This window comes from Donghicola eburneus (genome assembly GCF_900115865.1).
GTDB classification, from domain to species: domain Bacteria; phylum Pseudomonadota; class Alphaproteobacteria; order Rhodobacterales; family Rhodobacteraceae; genus Donghicola; species Donghicola eburneus.
Genome location: NZ_FOXY01000007.1, coordinates 116648 through 134113, shown reverse-complemented (window position 1 = coordinate 134113; position 17466 = coordinate 116648). Strand labels below are relative to the sequence as shown.

The following is a 17466-nucleotide window of genomic DNA, read 5'->3' as shown; positions in this document are numbered from 1 at the left end:
ATTTTCAGGGGTTAGACCGATGGCGACAGGATTTTTCTGGGACGAAGCATGTTTCTGGCACGGGGGCGGGCACTATGCCTTTACTCATCCGGTCGGCGGCTGGGTACAACCGCTTGTCGCTGGTGGTCTGCCCGAAGCACCTGAAACCAAGCGCCGCCTGAAAAACCTGATCGACCGCTCTGGCCTCTCCAAAGAGCTGCGGATGTCCGGTGCCGATCCGGTCACATGGTCTGACATGCGGCAAGTCCACCCCGAACATTTCCTACAAGAATTCAAACGCCTGTCCGACAGCGGTGGCGGAGAAATCGGCGATCAGGCCCCCTTTGGCCCCGGCGGCTTTGAGATTTGCGCCCAAAGCGCGGGACTCGTCAAAGGGGCGCTGTTCTCGGTCCTGACTGGCCAGACCGCCAATGCCTATGCTCTGTCCCGCCCGCCGGGCCACCACGCTCTGCCCGACCATCCCAACGGGTTCTGCATCCTTGCCAACGTGGCCATCGCCGCGGAATGCGCCATGGCCGAAGGGCTGGCGGGCCGCGTGGCCATCATCGACTGGGATGTGCACCACGGTAACGGAACCGAGGCGATCTTTTACGACCGCCCTGACGTGCTGACCATCAGCCTGCATCAGGACCGCAACTACCCCGAGGACACCGGCGCCTATACCGATCGCGGCGCTGGCCCCGGCGAAGGGTTCAACATCAACATCCCCCTGCCCCCCGGCACTGGCCATCATGGGTACCTCTATGCCTTTGAACAGATTGTTCGCCCCGCGCTGGACGACTTCCGCCCCGACGTGATCATTGTCGCCTGCGGGTTTGACGCGGCCATCGTGGACCCCTTGTCCCGCATGATGTGCACCGCCGAGACCTATCGCCAGATGACTCGCAGCCTGATGGAAGCCACCGAAGAGCATTGCGAAGGCCGTCTCGTGATGGCACACGAGGGGGGCTACTCGGAATTTTACGTCCCCTTCTGCGGCCACGCGGTCCTAGAGGAGATGTCAGGCAGCACAATCACCGTTCCCGACCCCTTGGGCGAAACTTATGACGCACGCCAGCCCGGCCCTCGTCATGACGCCATGGTCGAGGCGGAAATCAACGATATCGCCGCGCATGTGCTGCCTCAGGGTTGAACTGCTGCGCGACCTTGCCGACATAGACCCTGACAAGTTTAGGACGTTAACATGACCGAAAAGAACCAAGCCGCCCTCGATTTCCTGCTGTCGCGCCGCAGCACGCCCATTCCCGCGCTCAAGGCTCCCGCGCCCACGCGCGAAGAACTGACCACCATTCTGACCGCCGCTGCCCGCAGCCCCGACCATGGCAAGCTGGAGCCTTGGCGCTTTGTCGTACTGGAAAAGCCCGCGCTGGAGCGTGTGGCCCAAGCCATCGCGAAGCGTGGCCCCGAACTTGGGATCGAGCAGGCCAAGATCGACAAGCCCGTCGGCGTCTACGGCAATAGCCCCCTCGCCGTCGTTGTGGTGCAGAACACCAAAGAAAGCGAAAAGGTCCCCGCGATCGAGCAGACCTACTCCGCCGGCGCTGTCTGCCTGTCGCTGGTTAACGCTGCGATGGCCATGGGCTTTGGCGCGAACTGGGTGTCGAACTGGTTCAGCCATGACAAACAGTTCCGCGAAGAGGTCTTTGGCCTAACCGCAGACGAGACCGTGGCTGGCATCATCCACCTTGGCACCCCGTCGGCTGCCACACCGGATCGCCCGCGCCCCGATCTGGACCAGATCACCACTTGGGTCGCTGAATGACCCAGATCCTCAAGGCCCTGTCGCTGAGCCTCGCACAGCTCAGCGATCCCCGCTTCCGGTCGGTCCTTCTCAAGGGGATCGGCCTCGCGATCGCGCTCTTGGCGGGCATCTATGCCATCGTCATGTGGATCGTCGGCTGGCTGCTGGGGGACTCTGTGACCCTGCCGTTCATTGGCGAAGTCACTTGGGTCGACAACGTCGTGTCATGGGGCTCGATCCCGTTGATGCTGCTGCTCTCGACATTCCTGATGGTCCCCGTAGCCTCGGCCATGACCGGCATTTTTCTGGATGACGTCGCTGACGCGGTCGAGGACAAGCACTACACCGGCCTACCCGCCGCCAAGCGCATCTCGCTGGCGACCAATATCACCGACTCGTTCCGCTTTCTCGGGGTGATCGTGGTCGCGAACCTGCTGGCGCTGGTGCTCTATCTGATCTTTGCGCCCTTTGCGCCGCTGATCTTCTGGGCGCTGAACGGCTTCTTGCTTGCGCGGGAATATTTCCAGATGGTCGCGATCCGCCGCACCGACCGCGCGGGCGTCAAAAAGCAGCGTCGCCGTAATGCGCTGACCCTGTGGATCGCAGGCGGGCTGATGGCCCTGCCCCTGTCGATCCCGCTGGTGAACCTGCTGGTGCCCGTGGTGGGCTGCGCGATGTTCACCCACCTGTATCATCGTCTGCCGCGCTAACCGCGGCAGACCGCTTTATTGCTGATCTGTCAGGATCGGCTGCGGGCGCACGCTCTTCCACGGATCCAGATCTCGGATCGACAGCCCGCCAAAGATAATCACCGCAGCCAAAATCGCCCAAATCGACGTGCCCCAGATCGTCGTGATCAGAGCCACGCGTTTGGGCCGAAAGTCCGCAGGGGCGCCAGCCGGCGTTCCGGGCACGACCTCGCCTTCGTCGCCTTGGGTCCGCAAATTCAACGGCAGAACGACAAACAGGGTCATGAACCAGCAAACCGCGTATAGAACGATGGCGGCGGTGATTGTCATCAGACTTGCTCCAATTCCACGAGGCAGCCGTTAAAGTCCTTGGGGTGCAAGAACAGGACGGGTTTGCCGTGGGCGCCGATCTTGGGCTCGCCAGAACCCAGAACCCGTGCGCCGGTTTCTTTCAGGTGATCGCGGGCTGCGATAATATCGTCCACCTCATAACAGACATGGTGGATGCCGCCAGAGGGGTTCTTTTCCAAGAAGCCGTTGATCGGGCTATCGTCGCCCAGCGGGTAGAGTAGTTCGATCTTGGTGTTCGGCAATTCGATAAAGATCACGGTCACCCCGTGGTCGGGCTCGTCTTGGGGGGCGCCAACCTTGGCCCCCAAGGCATTCCGGTACTGGTCTGCGGCGGCCTGCAAATCTGGCACTGCAATAGCGACGTGGTTCAAACGTCCGATCATACTGTCGTCTCCTCCTGTTGGGTCGCGGGTAGTTATCGCGCCGCAGCGCAGCACATTGCAAGCGCCGCCAAGGTCGCAGGCCATTAACCATGCGTTATCCATGCGCTCGGTATTCTGACCCAGACCCGCCCGAGTCGAGGAGAAGCCCGATGAACGACGATGACCTGACCTACCGAATGACCCGCCCCACCCCTGCGCGTCCCCTGACCGGCCTCAGCCTGCTACTGGTCGAGGACAGCCGCTTTACCTGCGAGGCACTGCGCCTGATGTGTATGCGCTCTGGTGCGCGCATCCGCCGCGCTGATTCCCTGCGCTCGGCCCGCCGCCACCTCAGCATCTATCGCCCTGACTGCCTGATGGTGGACTTGGGCCTGCCCGATGGAAACGGCTGCGATCTGATCGCAGAATTGACAGACACCGCCATGCGCCCACCCGTCCTGATCGCGATTTCCGGCGACCAAGGGCTCGAGGCCCCAGCGCTCCAAGCCGGTGCCAATGCCTTTATCCCCAAACCACTGCAATCTCTGTCAGTGTTTCAGGAGACGATTCTGTCCTTCCTGCCCGTGAACCGGCACCCCACAGGACCGCGCATGATCAACGAAGAGCGGATCAACCCCGACCGCTTGGCCTATTACGATGACCTCAGCCATGTGGTGCACATGCTGGACGAGGACCGCGACCAAACTTGCTCCAAGCTCGGGTATGCGTTGCAATTCCTACGAGGTGTCGCGATCAGCGCCGATGACACACCAGTGATGGATGCGGTCGAGTCGCTGTCCCAAGCGATCCAAGGCGGCCAACCCGCGGCCCCAGCGCGCGCCAATCTGGCCGCCCTCCTGCAACAGCGGATGAATGCGCTGGCTGTCGCCTGATTACAGCACCAGCCGCGGATCACCGCCCATGTCGAGACCGGGGAACACCTTGGTCTCGAGCACACTCTGTTCGATTCCGAACAGCGACCGCAGCGTCCACGCCGCATGGGCGCGCACATCGCGGGTCGGCATCAGGTCGCGCTTGGCATACAGGTCAGCCTCCCCAAGCCCCGGCCAATCGGCCCAAACCTGACCACCCCGCAGGGCACCGCCAGCCATCACCATCGCGCTGCCCGTCCCGTGGTCGGTTCCGGCAGAGCCATTCAGCCGCGCGGTCCGCCCGAATTCTGTCATCGCCAGCACAACCGTTTTGCCCCAAATCTCGGGACCCAGGTTGTCATGCAGACCGCCGATCACCTCGGCCAACTGCGTGCCCGCACGGTTGATCGCGTTCTTCTGCCCTTTGTGCGTGTCCCAGCCATTCAACGAAAAGGCCGCAATTCGCGCTTCTTCTTTCAGACGCGCGGCAGCGAAATCAGCCAGCAGCATATGCCCGTTGGCCGCCTGCTTGCGGTTATCCTTCATCCGCTGGGTCACCATGTCCTGCGCGTCCAGCGCGGTTTCGGGCACGTCAATCAGCCCCAAACTTTCCGCAATCTGCACTGCATCCGTCACTGCCCCGCTGAACAGCGGATCATCATGGCTGACCATCTCCAGCAAGAGCCGTGCCTGCGGGCTCAGGTTCAGATCCGACTCGGGCGCCCACGTACTCACCGGCGCATCGCCCCGCATCAGCAGCATCTGGTCACGCCCCAAGGCAAAGGACGTCTCGCCACTCACCCCCGGCACGCTCTGCAGCAGCCGGTTCAGCCAGCCGTCCCGCGACCGGCCTGTGTCCAGCCCCACGGTCCCCGCCTCCAGCAGGTCCTGACCGTCAAAGTGGCTGCGCTGATCGCGATAGGGCGTGCTGACCGCATGGGCAAAGCCCAAGGCCCCCTGCTGCCACAACGGGCGCAACGGCTCCATCGACGGGTGCAGAGCATAAAAGCCATCCAAGTCGGCTTCGCCTACACCTCCGCCCGTCAACCCGCCGCGCAGGCCCGCATAATCGGGGTCGCCATAGGGCCGCACCATATCCAGACCATCCATCGCGCCGCGTAGAATAATCACCACCAGCCGCGCATCCCACGGGGCCGAGGCCAAGGCCACCGGCGTCATGAAAGGCGAGGCCGCCGCAGAACAGCCCAGCAGCGTGGACCGGATCAGGAAATCACGTCTTTTCATCGCCTTATCTCCTCTGGAACGCGGGTGAGGACAGGATGAGCCCAATGCCTTCCCAATCGGTTTCTGCTGCTTTGGCTGCAAATTTCACTGGCTCGGGCGCTCGTCCCGCCAGTGCGGTCTCGACGAAACTGCGCGGGTCCGGCAGCTTGGTCGTCAGCGCTTGGGGCGCAGTCATCGACCACTGGATGCGCTCGGCCAAACCTTGGGGGCTGACCCAGCGATAGTCCGCCTCGGGCAAGCCATCAGGTCCGTTCGGATCGAACCAAGGCTGCCCCATCAAGGACATCGGCACGAGGAACCGCGCCTTGGTGTTGCTGTCATTCATCCGCTCCAGCATCGCCGGATGAATATCCAGTGCGCGGCAGGCCGAGACCATGAAATCAATCGGCGGCTTTACGTTCGACGGCGCCGGCGACCAAGCGGCCGGATGCTCTAGCATTGCGCGGTAGCCTGCCACCAGATCACCGTTCGCCCCAACCATCGCTGCGGCCACATGTTCGACCAAGCCTTCGTCCGGCGCATCCGCCACGAAATAAACCGCCAGCTTGTAAGCCAGATGGCGCAGGGTCACGGGGTTCACGGACAGCGCCTCGACAAACTCCCGCAGTTCGCGCTCGCGATCCCCCGGTGCCCCGCCCCAATACTGGCCAAGGATCATGAACGGCCCCGGCTCCGCCGCATTTGGTTTGAACACCGCGCGGGTGTTCTTTTCGACCTTCAGCCCCGTCAGCAGCCCCGCCAGCGCGGTCACATCCGCCTGCGTATACCCGCCGCCCACGCCCAGTGTGTGAAGCTCCAGCATTTCACGGCCAAGGTTTTCGTTCAGGCCGATCTTGCGCTTGGATTTCTGCGCGGCGGCGCTGTTCGGGCCATAATTCTTTTGCTGGTCCAGATAGACCTGCATGATCGGATGGGTTTCGGCCGCCCACAGCATATCGGCAAAGCGCCCCGCCACATGGGGCCGGATCGCATCTTCGACATAGGATGCCATGCTCGCACGATGCAATTGGCTGCGCGGCCCCGTGGCGAAGTGGTCGGTCCAGAACCACACCAGCCGCTCGCGAAAACCATCCTCGGACATGATCCCGCGCAGCAGGATATGACGGGCGCTCTGCATTTCGGCGGCGCGCAGCTTCTTGCGGTGCTTGCTGAGTTGACGGCGCGCGGGAGTCTCGGCCTCCGTGCCGCGTACCTTTTTGCGGGCCTGCAACAAGCGGTGAAATTCGCGAATATCCTCGCCAGCTTCGCCGTCAAAGCGCGGCACGGGATATGCCTCGGCCATACGGTCGGGACCGGTTAGGCGGCGCAACATATCCTCAACGCCGGTTGGGCGCGCAAAGCGGGGCGACACGCCCGTTCCGAAACGGATGTCAGCCAAGGCAGGGTCGAACACCATGCAGAACCTCGAAGCAGTGGACTCACTGTTCCAACAATGAACAAAGGCAGCGCGATTCGCATCGCACTGCCTCGTGAACGTTTCCAAATTCGGCACAATAGTGCCGAGGTCGGCTTACTCTTGCGGAATAACGCGCAGGTTCAGCTCCATCAGCTGCTCTGCGGTGGGCTCCGACGGTGCATCCATCATCAGATCTTCGGCACGCTGGTTCATCGGGAACATGATGACCTCGCGGATGTTCTGCTCTTCGGCCAGCAACATCACAATACGGTCGATACCCGCAGCACAGCCACCGTGGGGCGGTGCGCCGTATTTGAACGCGTTAACCATACCACCGAAACGCTTGTTCACCTCGTCCGCACCGTAACCTGCGATTTCGAACGCTTTGTACATGATCTCGGGCTTGTGGTTCCGGATCGCGCCCGACACCAGCTCGTAGCCGTTACATGCCAGATCGTACTGGAAGCCCAGAACCTTCAGCGGATCGCCATTCAGCGCGTCCATACCGCCCTGCGGCATCGAGAACGGGTTGTGCTCAAAATCGATCTTGCCGGTCTCTTCGTCCTGCTCGTAGATCGGGAAGTCCACGATCCACGCGAACGCGAAACGGTCCTTGTCGGTCAGGTTCAGCTCTTCGCCGATCACATCGCGCGCTTTGCCTGCCACACGCTGAAACGACGCGGGCTTGCCGCCAAGGAAGAACGCCGCATCGCCGACGCCCAGACCCAGCTGCTGGCGGATCGCTTCGGTGCGCTCGGGGCCAATGTTTTTCGCCAAGGGACCTGCGGCTTCCATACCGTCCGCACCCTCGCGCCAGAAGATATAGCCCATGCCGGGCAGACCCTCTTTCTGGGCGAATGCGTTCATGCGGTCACAGAACTTGCGGCTGCCGCCGGTGGGTGCGGGGATTGCGCGGATTTCGGTGCCGTCCTGCTCCAGCAGCTTGGCAAAGATCGCGAAACCGGAACCGGCAAAATGCTCGGACACAACCTGCATCTTGATCGGGTTGCGCAGGTCGGGCTTGTCGGTGCCGTACCACAGGGCCGCGTCACGATAGCTGATCTGCGCCCACTCGGCGGGGGCGTCCACTTTCTTGCCGCCGCCGAACTCTTCGAACACGCCAGCGATCACGGGCGAGATGGTGTCGAACACATCCTGCTGGGTGACGAACGACATTTCCATGTCGAGCTGGTAGAAGTCGGTGGGCGAACGGTCTGCGCGGGGATCCTCGTCGCGGAAACAGGGCGCGATCTGGAAATACTTGTCAAAGCCCGACACCATGATCAGCTGCTTGAACTGCTGAGGGGCCTGCGGCAGCGCGTAGAACTTGCCGGGGTGCAGACGCGAAGGCACGAGGAAGTCACGCGCGCCTTCAGGCGAAGATGCGGTGATGATCGGCGTCTGGTACTCGCGGAAGCCCTTGTCCCACATGCGGCGACGGATCGAGGACACCACATCAGAGCGCATGGTCATGTTGCGCTGCAGCTTCTCGCGGCGCAGGTCCAGATAGCGGTAGCGCAGGCGAGTTTCCTCGGGGTATTCCTGATCACCGAACACCATCAGGGGCAGTTCGTCGGATTTGCCCAGAACTTCGATATCACGGACAAAGACTTCGACTTCGCCCGTCGGAATCTTGGGGTTCACCAGACCTTCGTCGCGCGCCTTTACGGTGCCGTCGATGCGGATACACCATTCGCTGCGGACCTTCTCGACCTCTGCGAAAACGGGGCTGTCGGGGTCGCACAGAACCTGAGTCACGCCAAAGTGGTCGCGCAGGTCGATAAACAGAATGCCGCCGTGGTCGCGGACACGGTGCACCCAGCCCGACAGGCGGACGGTTTCACCAACGTTGTCTTTGTTCAGGTCAGCGCAGGTGTGGCTGCGATAGGTGTGCATCAGGCTCTCCGGACGGGTGGTATCAAGTTGACGCCGATACACATGCCCACGCCCCAGAAGTCAAGAGAAGCCGCCAATTTCGGGCCCCAAGCGCCCCTTTGGCGGCCTTGTTTCACGCCTCGATCGGGGTTCGCGTGGCGTTAGCCCAACTCTGGGCTGTGATCGTATAGCATTTATAGGGCACCGGACCTTGCCCCATATCCAGATCAGCATCGTACTGATGCACCGCCCCGACCCGCCCGCTGGCGATCTGCGACCGGATGTTGTCCGGCGCAATGTGCAGCCAGACCTCGGGGCGGCTTTGCAGCACATGGCCAACCATCAGCGCCTTCATCCGGCGGTTCCACGCCCCGCCCCAGTACGCGCACCCCAAAAAGGTGAACCCGATCGCGATCCCCTCTGGCTGGTCCGGCACATCGTAGAACCGCGAACAGCCCAAGATCGTACCCGTCGCGACCTCTATCGCGACCAGTGTGCCCCCTGCCCCCAGCAAAAAGTCGAAATACGGGTCGAACACGGCCCGCTCTGCCCGCCCCTTGGCCGGATGCTGCGCCCAGGTCGCGGGATCAGAGGCCGCCGCGTACAATCCCTCACGATCACTTGACCGCAGCGGGCGCAATTCCAGAACCCCGTCGGTCAACACCACATCTGTTGCAAAATCCCGCATGATCAGGGCCCTTTCTCTCGCACATGGAAACGCAAGCAGGCTCTAGCAGCCGATTGGTCCTATCGCCATATCCAAATTTCCGGCAGCCTACAGAACCAATTCAACTCTCGTCTTTGTCACAGAAACCTCACGTCAAGGTGACTGAAACTTACGGCGGGGTCTCTGCGTTATATTCCCAGACCACGATATAATCGAGCGCGCAGCCCCAATTTTGCGCGTGATGCTTTTCACCAGCGGCACCGACCGCCGCCAAAACAGGACAAAGTCTGACTTACATATTCCTCTAGAGTTTCGCCGCTGTTTTGGCATCAGACCCAGGTTATCGACATGCTTCATACGAACTTTCAGAAGACCACCGAGAATTTCATCGAACCGGCCCGCGCCCAGTCGCAGCCCCGCGCCATCGCGATCATCGCAGGCGCCGACGGGCAACCGCCGCTGCCCGCACATGTGCTAGAGCTGGTCTCTGACCGGCTAGAGGCGCCGGTGCAGCTTTATTTCTCGTCTGCTCGTCAATTGCGTGCCTACAAAACCTCTGACAGCGACGCGGCAGAGATCGCTCTGGTCATCTGCGACCGTCCGATCACCGGCCCGCTGGCCACCCTGCCTGCGCTCTATGCATCCGAAGTCACCGACGGCATCCCCCTGCGCACCCTGATGCGCCAGATCGACGCCATTACCGAAAACGCGGAGCGCCCCCGCGCGGCATAACCCGCCGCCCCTTGCGACATTCAAACCCTCTGGCCGCCAAGCCAGAGGGCTTCTTTTTGTCCAAACAATTGCGCCCACAAAAAAGGGCCCCGCAGGGCCCCAATCTGTTGCAGTCCGAATAAGCCTTAGGAGAAATCTTCGCGGATGATCGCCTTCTCCGGCACGCCCAGATTTTTCAGAGTCTCTTCCAACTCGTCGACCATCTCGTCGGGGCCGCACAGGTAAAAGGGCGCGCACTTGGGGTTCGCGTAGTCATACAAGAAGTCCTTGTTGATCGCGCCGCCATACATCCCATGAGGCAAAGTGCCTTGCTCGGTCAGGACAAAAATCGTCTTCAGGCCGGGCATCTCTTCAAACTCTTCGCGCAGGATGATGTCGTCCTCGGTCTTGTTCGAAAAGATCAGCGTCGCCCCGCCCATGGTGCCTTTGTCCTGCACGCGCTGGCGCATGATCGCGATAAAGGGCGTAATGCCCGCGCCGCCCGCAATAAAGGTGCCGGGGCCTTCGTCGTGGATCGCGCCCCACGGGTCCGAAATCTCGACCTGCTCGCCTGCTTTGAGCGAGCGGATTTGATCGGTCACGCCATCATGCTCGGGATAGGTCTTGATCACAAATTCGATCTTCGAGGCATCCTCGGTCATCACGGGCGTGAAGGGACGCGCCTCGTCGCGCCAGCCGTCACGCATCAGCGTCAGGTCCACGGCCTGACCGGGCTCGATGTCGAAATCTTCGGGACGGGTGAACACCAGATGACGGGTGTCATGCGTGACTTCTTCGTTCTTTTCCAATGTCAGGATCGTACCCATAACTCGCAATTCCTTTCCTAGATCTCGTTGGAAAGGCAACGCACTGGGCCCCGCTCGCGTTCCCTAGGCGCCTTGTAAAACAGACGTTATCAGACCGCGCAGCGAGTTTCCGACGTAAATCTCCCCCGCATTCAGCAGATCATCCAGCGTCAGATGCTGGATACGCACCTTGCCTGCGCAAATCAGACTGGACCGCAGCACACCGGGCAGCAGCCCGTCCGAGATGGGCGGCGTCACCAGCCCCTGCCCCAGATCGGCAAAGACATTGGTGATCGTCCCCTCGCACACATGGCCCGCGCCGTTCAGATAGATCAACTCGTCCACATCCGCAGGCATCGCGGCGCGGTCGCGGTCATAAAGCTGTCTCTGGGTGGTCTTCACGCCCAGCCACGGGTCATCGGCATCCAGCCGCGTCTCGGCCACGGCCAGTCGCCACACCGTCCCCTCTGGCAGGGGCGAATAGGGCGCATGGGTGATCTCTGGCATGCCCTCTGCGTTAACGGTCAGGCGCACGCGCTGCGGCCCGTCAGCTGTGAACGCAGCCAGCGCCGCCTCGGCCCCGACGGGCGCAATTCCCAGCCGCCGCGCGGCAAAGGCCAGACGTTTGCGGTGAACATCCCCGCGCTGGAAGCCCCCTTCGGGCGTCCAGAGCATGGTTTCGATCAGGCGGAAACCTTGGTCGGCAGGCGGGCGTAGCGGGCTTTCCATAGGGCTTCCTCGTATTCGCTGTCGGCGGTGGAGTCCCAAACGACCCCGCCCCCCACATTCAAGGTCACATCCGCGCCGTCCACCAGCAAGGTCCGGATCGCCACGTTGAACTCGGACCGCCCGTCAGGGGCCATCCAGCCGATCGACCCGCAATAGATGTCGCGGGGACCGTGCTCGAGTTCGTGAATGATCTCCATCGCGCGGACCTTGGGCGCGCCGGTGATCGATCCACAGGGGAACAGCGCGGTCATGATCTCGGCAAAGCCGACACCTTTGGCCAGCTGTGCCCGCACCAGCGATGTCATTTGGTGCACGGTCGCGTAACTCTCGACATGGAACAGCTCGGGCACTTTGACCGAACCGGGCACAGCCACGCGGCTCACGTCATTGCGCAGCAAGTCCACGATCATCAGGTTCTCGGCACGGTTCTTTTCATCCTGCGCCAACCACGCCTTGCGGCGCGCATCCTCGGCGGGGTCATCGCTACGGGGCTGGGTGCCCTTCATCGGGCGGGTCTCGATCACGCCATCCGCAGAGGTGCGGAAGAACAGCTCGGGACTGCGGGACAGCATCGCAGGCAACCCGTCCTGCAGGACCAAAGCCCCATGCTTCACCGGCTGCACCCGCGACAGGCCCTCGTACAGCGCCTCGGGCGATCCCGAACAGCGCGCGGTCATCGGAAAGGTCAGGTTCACCTGATAAATGTCGCCTGCCCCGATATAGGCGTGCAAACGGTCGAACGCATCCTCGTACCGGTCCGCCGACCACACAGGGGCCACATCGGACAATTCCGCAGCACCGCCCGACAAATCGCGCACCACAGGCGCGTCATACACGCCAAATCGCAACAGCGGCACACGCCGCCCCTCTGGCATCAAGGGCATCAGCCGCGGCTCCAAAGCATAGCCGAGCTCATAGCTGGCATACCCAGCAACCCAAGCGCCGCCCGCCAGAGCGTCATCCACCGAAGCCAGAGCCGAAGCCACCTGATCCGCCGACCACGCCTCGATCACGCGGCGCGCGCCCTGAAAACAGGTACCCTCACCCATGGGGCCATGATCGAAACGAATCTCCAAAACGGTCTCCTGTGCCATCCGTAGGCGGGACTTAGGGGATTACACGCGCAAGGACAGAAAAGAAAACGCCCCCTGCGGGATTTTTTCCGTCCTTTTTCCGGATAACTGCGGCTGCTACGCCATGTGCTCTTTACCGAGGCGCATCTTAGGCCCTATCCCCCCTTGCAGATGGGTCGCCGATGTCTATAACGCACGACAATTTGCGCACCCTCCGCGCCCGAACTGCCAGCCTGGGGATTACCGATATGCCGAAAAGAACCGATATCAACTCGATCATGATCATCGGAGCCGGACCGATCATCATCGGTCAGGCCTGCGAGTTCGACTACTCTGGCGCACAAGCCTGTAAGGCTCTGCGCGAAGAAGGCTACCGCGTCATCTTGGTGAACTCGAACCCCGCGACGATCATGACCGACCCCGGTCTGGCCGACGCCACCTATATCGAGCCCATCACCCCCGAGGTCGTGGCCAAGATCATCGCCAAGGAAAAGCCCGACGCCCTGCTCCCCACCATGGGCGGTCAGACCGGCCTGAACACCGCGCTGTCCCTCGCGGACATGGGCGTGCTGGAAGAGCACGGCGTCGAACTGATCGGCGCCAACCGCGAAGCCATTGAAAAGGCCGAAGACCGCGCCCTGTTCCGCGACGCGATGGACAAGATCGGTCTGGAAAACCCCCGCGCGACCATCGTGACCGCGCCCAAGAATGAAAAAGGTCACTATGACCTAGAGGCTGGCGTCGCCATCGCGCTCGAAGCGCTGGAAGACATCGGCCTGCCCGCGATCATCCGTCCTGCCTTTACCCTTGGCGGCACCGGCGGCGGCGTGGCGTACAACCGCGAAGACTATATCCACTACTGCCGCACCGGCATGGACGCCTCGCCCGTAGGTCAGATCCTTGTCGATGAATCGCTGCTGGGCTGGAAAGAATACGAGATGGAAGTGGTCCGCGACAAAGCGGACAACGCGATCATCGTCTGCTCGATCGAAAACGTCGATCCCATGGGCGTGCACACCGGCGACTCGATCACCGTGGCCCCTGCGCTGACCCTGACCGACAAAGAATACCAGATGATGCGGACCGCCTCGATCGCGGTTCTGCGCGAGATCGGCGTCGAAACCGGCGGCTCGAACGTCCAGTGGGCCGTGAACCCCAAGGACGGCCGCATGGTCGTCATCGAAATGAACCCCCGCGTGTCGCGCTCGTCCGCTCTGGCGTCCAAGGCCACCGGCTTCCCCATCGCGAAAATCGCGGCCAAGCTGGCTGTCGGCTACACGCTCGACGAGCTGGACAACGACATCACCAAAGTGACCCCCGCGTCGTTCGAGCCCACCATCGACTACGTCGTCACCAAGATCCCGCGCTTTGCGTTCGAGAAGTTCGCAGGCTCCGAACCGCACCTGACCACCGCGATGAAGTCGGTTGGTGAGGCGATGGCCATCGGCCGCACCATCCACGAGTCGATGCAGAAAGCACTGGCCTCGCTGGAAACCGGCCTGACCGGCTTTGACGAGATCGAAATCCCCGGCGCGCCTGACGTCGCTGCCGTGACCAAGAAACTGGCCGAACAAACCCCCGACCGCATCCGCGTCATTGCGCAGGCCATGCGCGAAGGTCTGACCAACGACCAGATCCAAGCCGCAACCGCCTTTGATCCTTGGTTCCTCGACCGTATCCGCGAAATCGTGGAGGTCGAGAACGAACTGAAGAAAGACGGCCTGCCCGTCACCGAAGAAGGCCTGCGCCGCGTCAAGATGTTCGGCTTCTCGGATGCCCGTTTGGCCAAACTGACCGGCCGCGACGAAGCCCAAGTGCGCCGCGCCCGCCAGAACCTGAACGTCGTCGCCCAGTTCAAGCGTATCGACACCTGCGCCGCGGAATTCGAAGCGCAGACCCCCTACATGTACTCGACCTACGAAAGCCCCGTCATGGGCGAGCCCGAGTGCGAAGCGCGTCCCAGCGACCGCAAGAAGATCGTGATCCTTGGTGGTGGCCCCAACCGCATCGGTCAGGGCATCGAGTTCGACTACTGCTGCTGTCACGCGTGCTACGCGCTGACCGACGCGGGCTTCGAAACCATCATGATCAACTGCAACCCCGAGACCGTATCGACCGACTACGACACCTCGGATCGCCTGTACTTCGAGCCCCTGACACTAGAGCACGTGCTGGAAATCCTGCGCGTTGAAATGTCGAACGGCAACCTGCAGGGCGTCATCGTTCAGTTTGGCGGCCAGACCCCGCTGAAACTGGCCAACGCACTCGAAGAAGAAGGCATCCCGATCCTCGGCACCTCGCCCGACGCGATCGACCTTGCCGAAGACCGCGAGCGTTTCCAGGATCTGGTCAACCGCCTCGGCCTCAAGCAGCCCCACAACGGCATCGCGTCCACCGACGAAGAAGCCTTCAAGATCGCAGAAGAGATCGGCTACCCGCTGGTGATCCGTCCCTCCTACGTTCTGGGGGGCCGCGCCATGGAAATCGTCCGCGACCTGCCCCAGCTCGAGCGTTACATCGCCGAAGCCGTGGTTGTGTCCGGCGACAGCCCCGTCCTCTTGGACAGCTACCTCTCCGGCGCGACCGAGATCGACGTTGACGCCCTGTCCGACGGCAAGGATGTCCACGTCACCGGCATCATGCAGCACATCGAAGAGGCTGGCGTCCACTCCGGCGACTCCGCCTGTTCGCTGCCCCCCTACTCGCTGCCCAAGGACATCATCGAAGAGATCAAGCGCCAGACCGTCGCGCTCGCCCTCGAACTGAACGTCGTCGGCCTGATGAACGTCCAGTTCGCGGTCAAGGACGGCGATGTCTACCTGATCGAGGTGAACCCCCGCGCCTCCCGCACCGTGCCCTTCGTGGCCAAGGCAACCGACAGCGCCATCGCGTCCATCGCAGCCCGCGTCATGTCCGGCGAGCCGCTCTCGAACTTCCCGCTCCGCCCCTCCTACCCCGAGGGTTCGGACATGGACACCGAGATGCCCATCGCCGACCCCATGACCCTCGCGGACCCGAACATGCCGTGGTTCTCGGTCAAAGAGGCCGTGCTGCCCTTCGCCCGCTTCCCCGGTGTGGACACCATCCTCGGGCCGGAAATGCGCTCGACCGGCGAAGTCATGGGCTGGGATCGCAGCTTCCCCCGCGCCTTCCTCAAGGCCCAGCTGGGCGCAGGCACCATCCTGCCCCGCGAAGGCCGCGTCTTTGTCTCCATCAAGGCCGAGGACAAGACCGCCCAGATGCTCGAGGCCGCCCAGCTTCTGGCCAAAATGGGCTTCGAGATTGTCGCGACCAAAGGCACCGCGGACTGGCTCACCGGCCATGACGTGCCCGCCACCTTGGTGAACAAGGTCTATGAGGGCCGCCCGAACATCGTCGACATCATGAAGGACGGCGGCATCGATCTGGTCTTCAACACCACCGAAGGCGCGCAGTCCGTCGCCGACAGCCGTGAAATCCGCTCGGTGGCGCTCTATGACAAGATCCCCTACTTCACCACCGCCGCCGGCGCCCACGCCGCCGTACTGGCCATGCAGGCCCGCGAAGAAGGCGATATCGAAGTGAGATCGCTTCAGGGTTGATCGCAACCACAATCGAAACTATCAGAAAGGGGTTCTAACGGAGCCCCTTTTTTATGCCAAAGTTTGAAGCTATTCGTCTCTCGCTGAGCGTGCCTACTATCGGCAATCTGGCTAAGGATCGCAAAGATCGCGAACCTAAACTATCAAGACAAGAATTCTTACTCGAAGCATTTTCCCGCCGTATTGATTTCTTCTACGCAGGGTCATTGTATCACTATGTACCCGGCCCAAAAGAAACACAGATCGTTTCAATCATATCTGGCTTCATCGGAAAATCTGTGAGTGAGACAGTCGCATCCGGCCCAGATGAGCTATTTGCCCAGACCAGAACGAAGCGCTACAAAGCTTCATTCATTTCAGTCGATATAGCACCTGATAAACAAATCATCCTGTTCGAAAAGCGATCTGACGTTGGTAATTCGCGTAACATCCTAGACCAACTTTTCGCACAATTCATTCGCGAGCGCCGGAGCCTCTCTTGGCATGTAGACCTAGAGTTCATGTCGCGTGCTGTAGACTTCTGGAAACTCGCGAAAAAACATGAAGGCAATATTACTGAGATATCTTTCGAATTTTTACCCCCGAATGGCCTCAAGGCAGAAATGGCGTTGGACAAACTCAAGCAAGTCGATCGCGTTGCCAAGCAAACCACGAATGCGGAAATAAGCGAATATTCTCTAAAGAACAAAGCCGGCCAACTTCGGCCACAAGGACGTTTCATCTCAGATGCCATCGACTACATTGAAAAAGGCGGCGGCAAAGCAACTATGAAAAATGGTAGGCATACCATATACAGTAGCCACGATGAGCGGGTTATAATTCCGTCGCCGGAAACATTGATGCCCCGACAAGCGGAGCCCACGAAAATTATGGGCATCGCGGACTGGCTTTGGAAAAAATTGAATGGCTAAGGTTAATTTTATCTTTTTTATCGCTGCAGTCTTAGCCTGCATGGTGATTTACAGGCCGGAATGGATCGCAAATAATAAATTCATACAAGAACTCACAGATCCAGACGCGATAGCCATTCTCGGCGTGTTGTTGAGTGTGATGACAGCTTCAACTGCTGGCGTTCTTACTTCTGTCACTCGCTTTATTAAAGACAACTATTCAGACAGTGACAGTGCAAAAGAGGCAGCCAACGAACTTAAGTCCGAGATCAAAAATGACATGAACATCATGTTCTCCGGGTTTCTCGGCTCGTTCGCCATTCTGTTCTTCATTGGCATGGAGCCTGCCAACATTTTCGTGCGAAGCGGTTTAATGGCTTTGCAAGTTTGGGTTATCCTGCTCTTATTTATGTGCATGTATGACATCTACCGAACAGCATGCGGCGTCGCTGAATTATAAGACAAAAGCAACTGTGGG

17 protein-coding genes are annotated in these 17466 nt (G+C 61.0%); 8 read left to right on the top strand and 9 right to left on the bottom strand.

Annotation, left to right across the window (positions count from 1 at the left end; all coding sequences use genetic code 11):
• The first annotated feature begins 19 nt into the window (after window positions 1-19).
• From BM225_RS13585 to BM225_RS13575, 3 genes are read left to right on the top strand one after another with little or no spacing between them, the layout of a single operon-like run.
• Window positions 20-1132 (top strand): class II histone deacetylase, encoded by a 1113-nt coding sequence (locus BM225_RS13585; protein ID WP_072705054.1) that lies wholly within the window; start codon window positions 20-22, stop codon window positions 1130-1132.
• Window positions 1133-1183: 51 nt separating this feature from the next.
• Complete coding sequence (locus BM225_RS13580) at window positions 1184-1762, top strand: nitroreductase family protein (RefSeq protein WP_072705051.1); 579 nt, start codon at window positions 1184-1186, stop codon at window positions 1760-1762.
• On the top strand, window positions 1759-2451 hold the full coding sequence (locus tag BM225_RS13575; protein WP_072705048.1) for an EI24 domain-containing protein: 693 nt from the start codon (window positions 1759-1761) through the stop codon (window positions 2449-2451). Before BM225_RS13580 ends, BM225_RS13575 begins: the two co-directional genes overlap by 4 nt.
• Before the next feature lie 15 nt (window positions 2452-2466).
• Here the strand turns inward: BM225_RS13575 and BM225_RS13570 are convergent, their stop codons facing one another.
• Both BM225_RS13570 and mce read right to left on the bottom strand, forming a co-directional pair.
• Window positions 2467-2760: a DUF1467 family protein gene (locus BM225_RS13570; protein ID WP_072705045.1), complete on the bottom strand. Its 294-nt coding sequence runs from the start codon at window positions 2758-2760 to the stop codon at window positions 2467-2469.
• A complete protein-coding gene (gene mce, locus BM225_RS13565; protein WP_072705042.1) occupies window positions 2760-3164 on the bottom strand; it encodes a methylmalonyl-CoA epimerase in 405 nt (134 codons plus the stop codon). Before mce ends, BM225_RS13570 begins: the two co-directional genes overlap by 1 nt.
• 149 nt (window positions 3165-3313) lie before the next feature.
• On the opposite strand from mce, the gene BM225_RS13560 reads away from it, so the two are divergent.
• The gene (locus BM225_RS13560; RefSeq protein ID WP_072705039.1) at window positions 3314-4036 is read left to right on the top strand and encodes a response regulator; all 723 of its coding nucleotides are present in this window, start codon (window positions 3314-3316) and stop codon (window positions 4034-4036) included.
• Here BM225_RS13560 and BM225_RS13555 read toward each other — a convergent pair whose 3' ends face one another.
• From BM225_RS13555 to BM225_RS13540, 4 genes are all read right to left on the bottom strand, one after another.
• Window positions 4037-5260 (bottom strand): DUF1501 domain-containing protein, encoded by a 1224-nt coding sequence (locus tag BM225_RS13555; protein WP_072705036.1) that lies wholly within the window; start codon window positions 5258-5260, stop codon window positions 4037-4039.
• 4 nt (window positions 5261-5264) lie between these two features.
• Window positions 5265-6656, bottom strand: coding sequence for a DUF1800 domain-containing protein (locus BM225_RS13550; RefSeq protein WP_072705033.1), 1392 nt, complete (start codon window positions 6654-6656; stop codon window positions 5265-5267).
• 114 nt (window positions 6657-6770) lie between these two features.
• The gene (aspS, locus tag BM225_RS13545; protein WP_072705029.1) at window positions 6771-8552 is read right to left on the bottom strand and encodes an aspartate--tRNA ligase; all 1782 of its coding nucleotides are present in this window, start codon (window positions 8550-8552) and stop codon (window positions 6771-6773) included.
• A gap of 112 nt (window positions 8553-8664) precedes the next feature.
• On the bottom strand, window positions 8665-9219 hold the full coding sequence (locus tag BM225_RS13540) for a GNAT family N-acetyltransferase (protein ID WP_072705026.1): 555 nt from the start codon (window positions 9217-9219) through the stop codon (window positions 8665-8667).
• A 327-nt stretch (window positions 9220-9546) separates the two neighbouring features.
• On the opposite strand from BM225_RS13540, the gene BM225_RS13535 reads away from it, so the two are divergent.
• Window positions 9547-9930: a hypothetical protein gene (locus tag BM225_RS13535; protein ID WP_072705023.1), complete on the top strand. Its 384-nt coding sequence runs from the start codon at window positions 9547-9549 to the stop codon at window positions 9928-9930.
• A gap of 125 nt (window positions 9931-10055) precedes the next feature.
• Here BM225_RS13535 and BM225_RS13530 read toward each other — a convergent pair whose 3' ends face one another.
• The 3 genes from BM225_RS13530 to BM225_RS13520 all read right to left on the bottom strand — a co-directional run bounded on the left by BM225_RS13530 (window position 10056) and on the right by BM225_RS13520 (window position 12520).
• A complete protein-coding gene (locus tag BM225_RS13530) occupies window positions 10056-10736 on the bottom strand; it encodes an FAD-binding oxidoreductase (protein WP_072705019.1) in 681 nt (226 codons plus the stop codon).
• Between the two features lie 63 nt (window positions 10737-10799).
• A complete protein-coding gene (locus BM225_RS13525; RefSeq protein ID WP_072705016.1) occupies window positions 10800-11444 on the bottom strand; it encodes an aminotransferase class IV family protein in 645 nt (214 codons plus the stop codon).
• Window positions 11399-12520 carry an aminodeoxychorismate synthase component I gene (locus BM225_RS13520; RefSeq protein WP_072705013.1) on the bottom strand — a complete coding sequence of 374 codons (1122 nt, stop codon included), beginning with the start codon at window positions 12518-12520 and terminating at the stop codon, window positions 11399-11401. The genes BM225_RS13525 and BM225_RS13520 overlap by 46 nt, the downstream gene beginning before the upstream one ends.
• 245 nt (window positions 12521-12765) lie before the next feature.
• On the opposite strand from BM225_RS13520, the gene carB reads away from it, so the two are divergent.
• Genes carB through BM225_RS13505 form a run of 3 tightly spaced genes read left to right on the top strand, consistent with a single transcriptional unit; the run spans window position 12766 to window position 17448 of the window.
• On the top strand, window positions 12766-16098 hold the full coding sequence (carB, locus tag BM225_RS13515; RefSeq protein ID WP_092464806.1) for a carbamoyl-phosphate synthase large subunit: 3333 nt from the start codon (window positions 12766-12768) through the stop codon (window positions 16096-16098).
• A 53-nt stretch (window positions 16099-16151) separates the two neighbouring features.
• Complete coding sequence (locus BM225_RS13510; protein ID WP_092464805.1) at window positions 16152-17009, top strand: hypothetical protein; 858 nt, start codon at window positions 16152-16154, stop codon at window positions 17007-17009.
• Window positions 17002-17448, top strand: coding sequence for a hypothetical protein (locus BM225_RS13505; protein ID WP_092464804.1), 447 nt, complete (start codon window positions 17002-17004; stop codon window positions 17446-17448). Before BM225_RS13510 ends, BM225_RS13505 begins: the two co-directional genes overlap by 8 nt.
• Window positions 17449-17466: the final 18 nt, after the last annotated feature.

Bases quoted from the DNA above. Each gene is read 5' to 3' on its own strand.
- BM225_RS13585 (WP_072705054.1), top strand. From the start codon at position 20: ATGGCGACAGGATTTTTCTGGGACGAAGCATGTTTCTGGCACGGGGGC.
- BM225_RS13580 (WP_072705051.1), top strand. From the start codon at position 1,184: ATGACCGAAAAGAACCAAGCCGCCCTCGATTTCCTGCTGTCGCGCCGC.
- BM225_RS13575 (WP_072705048.1), top strand. From the start codon at position 1,759: ATGACCCAGATCCTCAAGGCCCTGTCGCTGAGCCTCGCACAGCTCAGC.
- BM225_RS13570 (WP_072705045.1), bottom strand. From the start codon at position 2,760: ATGACAATCACCGCCGCCATCGTTCTATACGCGGTTTGCTGGTTCATG.
- mce (WP_072705042.1), bottom strand. From the start codon at position 3,164: ATGATCGGACGTTTGAACCACGTCGCTATTGCAGTGCCAGATTTGCAG.
- BM225_RS13560 (WP_072705039.1), top strand. From the start codon at position 3,314: ATGAACGACGATGACCTGACCTACCGAATGACCCGCCCCACCCCTGCG.
- BM225_RS13555 (WP_072705036.1), bottom strand. From the start codon at position 5,260: ATGAAAAGACGTGATTTCCTGATCCGGTCCACGCTGCTGGGCTGTTCT.
- BM225_RS13550 (WP_072705033.1), bottom strand. From the start codon at position 6,656: ATGGTGTTCGACCCTGCCTTGGCTGACATCCGTTTCGGAACGGGCGTG.
- aspS (WP_072705029.1), bottom strand. From the start codon at position 8,552: ATGCACACCTATCGCAGCCACACCTGCGCTGACCTGAACAAAGACAAC.
- BM225_RS13540 (WP_072705026.1), bottom strand. From the start codon at position 9,219: ATGCGGGATTTTGCAACAGATGTGGTGTTGACCGACGGGGTTCTGGAA.
- BM225_RS13535 (WP_072705023.1), top strand. From the start codon at position 9,547: ATGCTTCATACGAACTTTCAGAAGACCACCGAGAATTTCATCGAACCG.
- BM225_RS13530 (WP_072705019.1), bottom strand. From the start codon at position 10,736: ATGGGTACGATCCTGACATTGGAAAAGAACGAAGAAGTCACGCATGAC.
- BM225_RS13525 (WP_072705016.1), bottom strand. From the start codon at position 11,444: ATGGAAAGCCCGCTACGCCCGCCTGCCGACCAAGGTTTCCGCCTGATC.
- carB (WP_092464806.1), top strand. From the start codon at position 12,766: ATGCCGAAAAGAACCGATATCAACTCGATCATGATCATCGGAGCCGGA.
- BM225_RS13510 (WP_092464805.1), top strand. From the start codon at position 16,152: ATGCCAAAGTTTGAAGCTATTCGTCTCTCGCTGAGCGTGCCTACTATC.
- BM225_RS13505 (WP_092464804.1), top strand. From the start codon at position 17,002: ATGGCTAAGGTTAATTTTATCTTTTTTATCGCTGCAGTCTTAGCCTGC.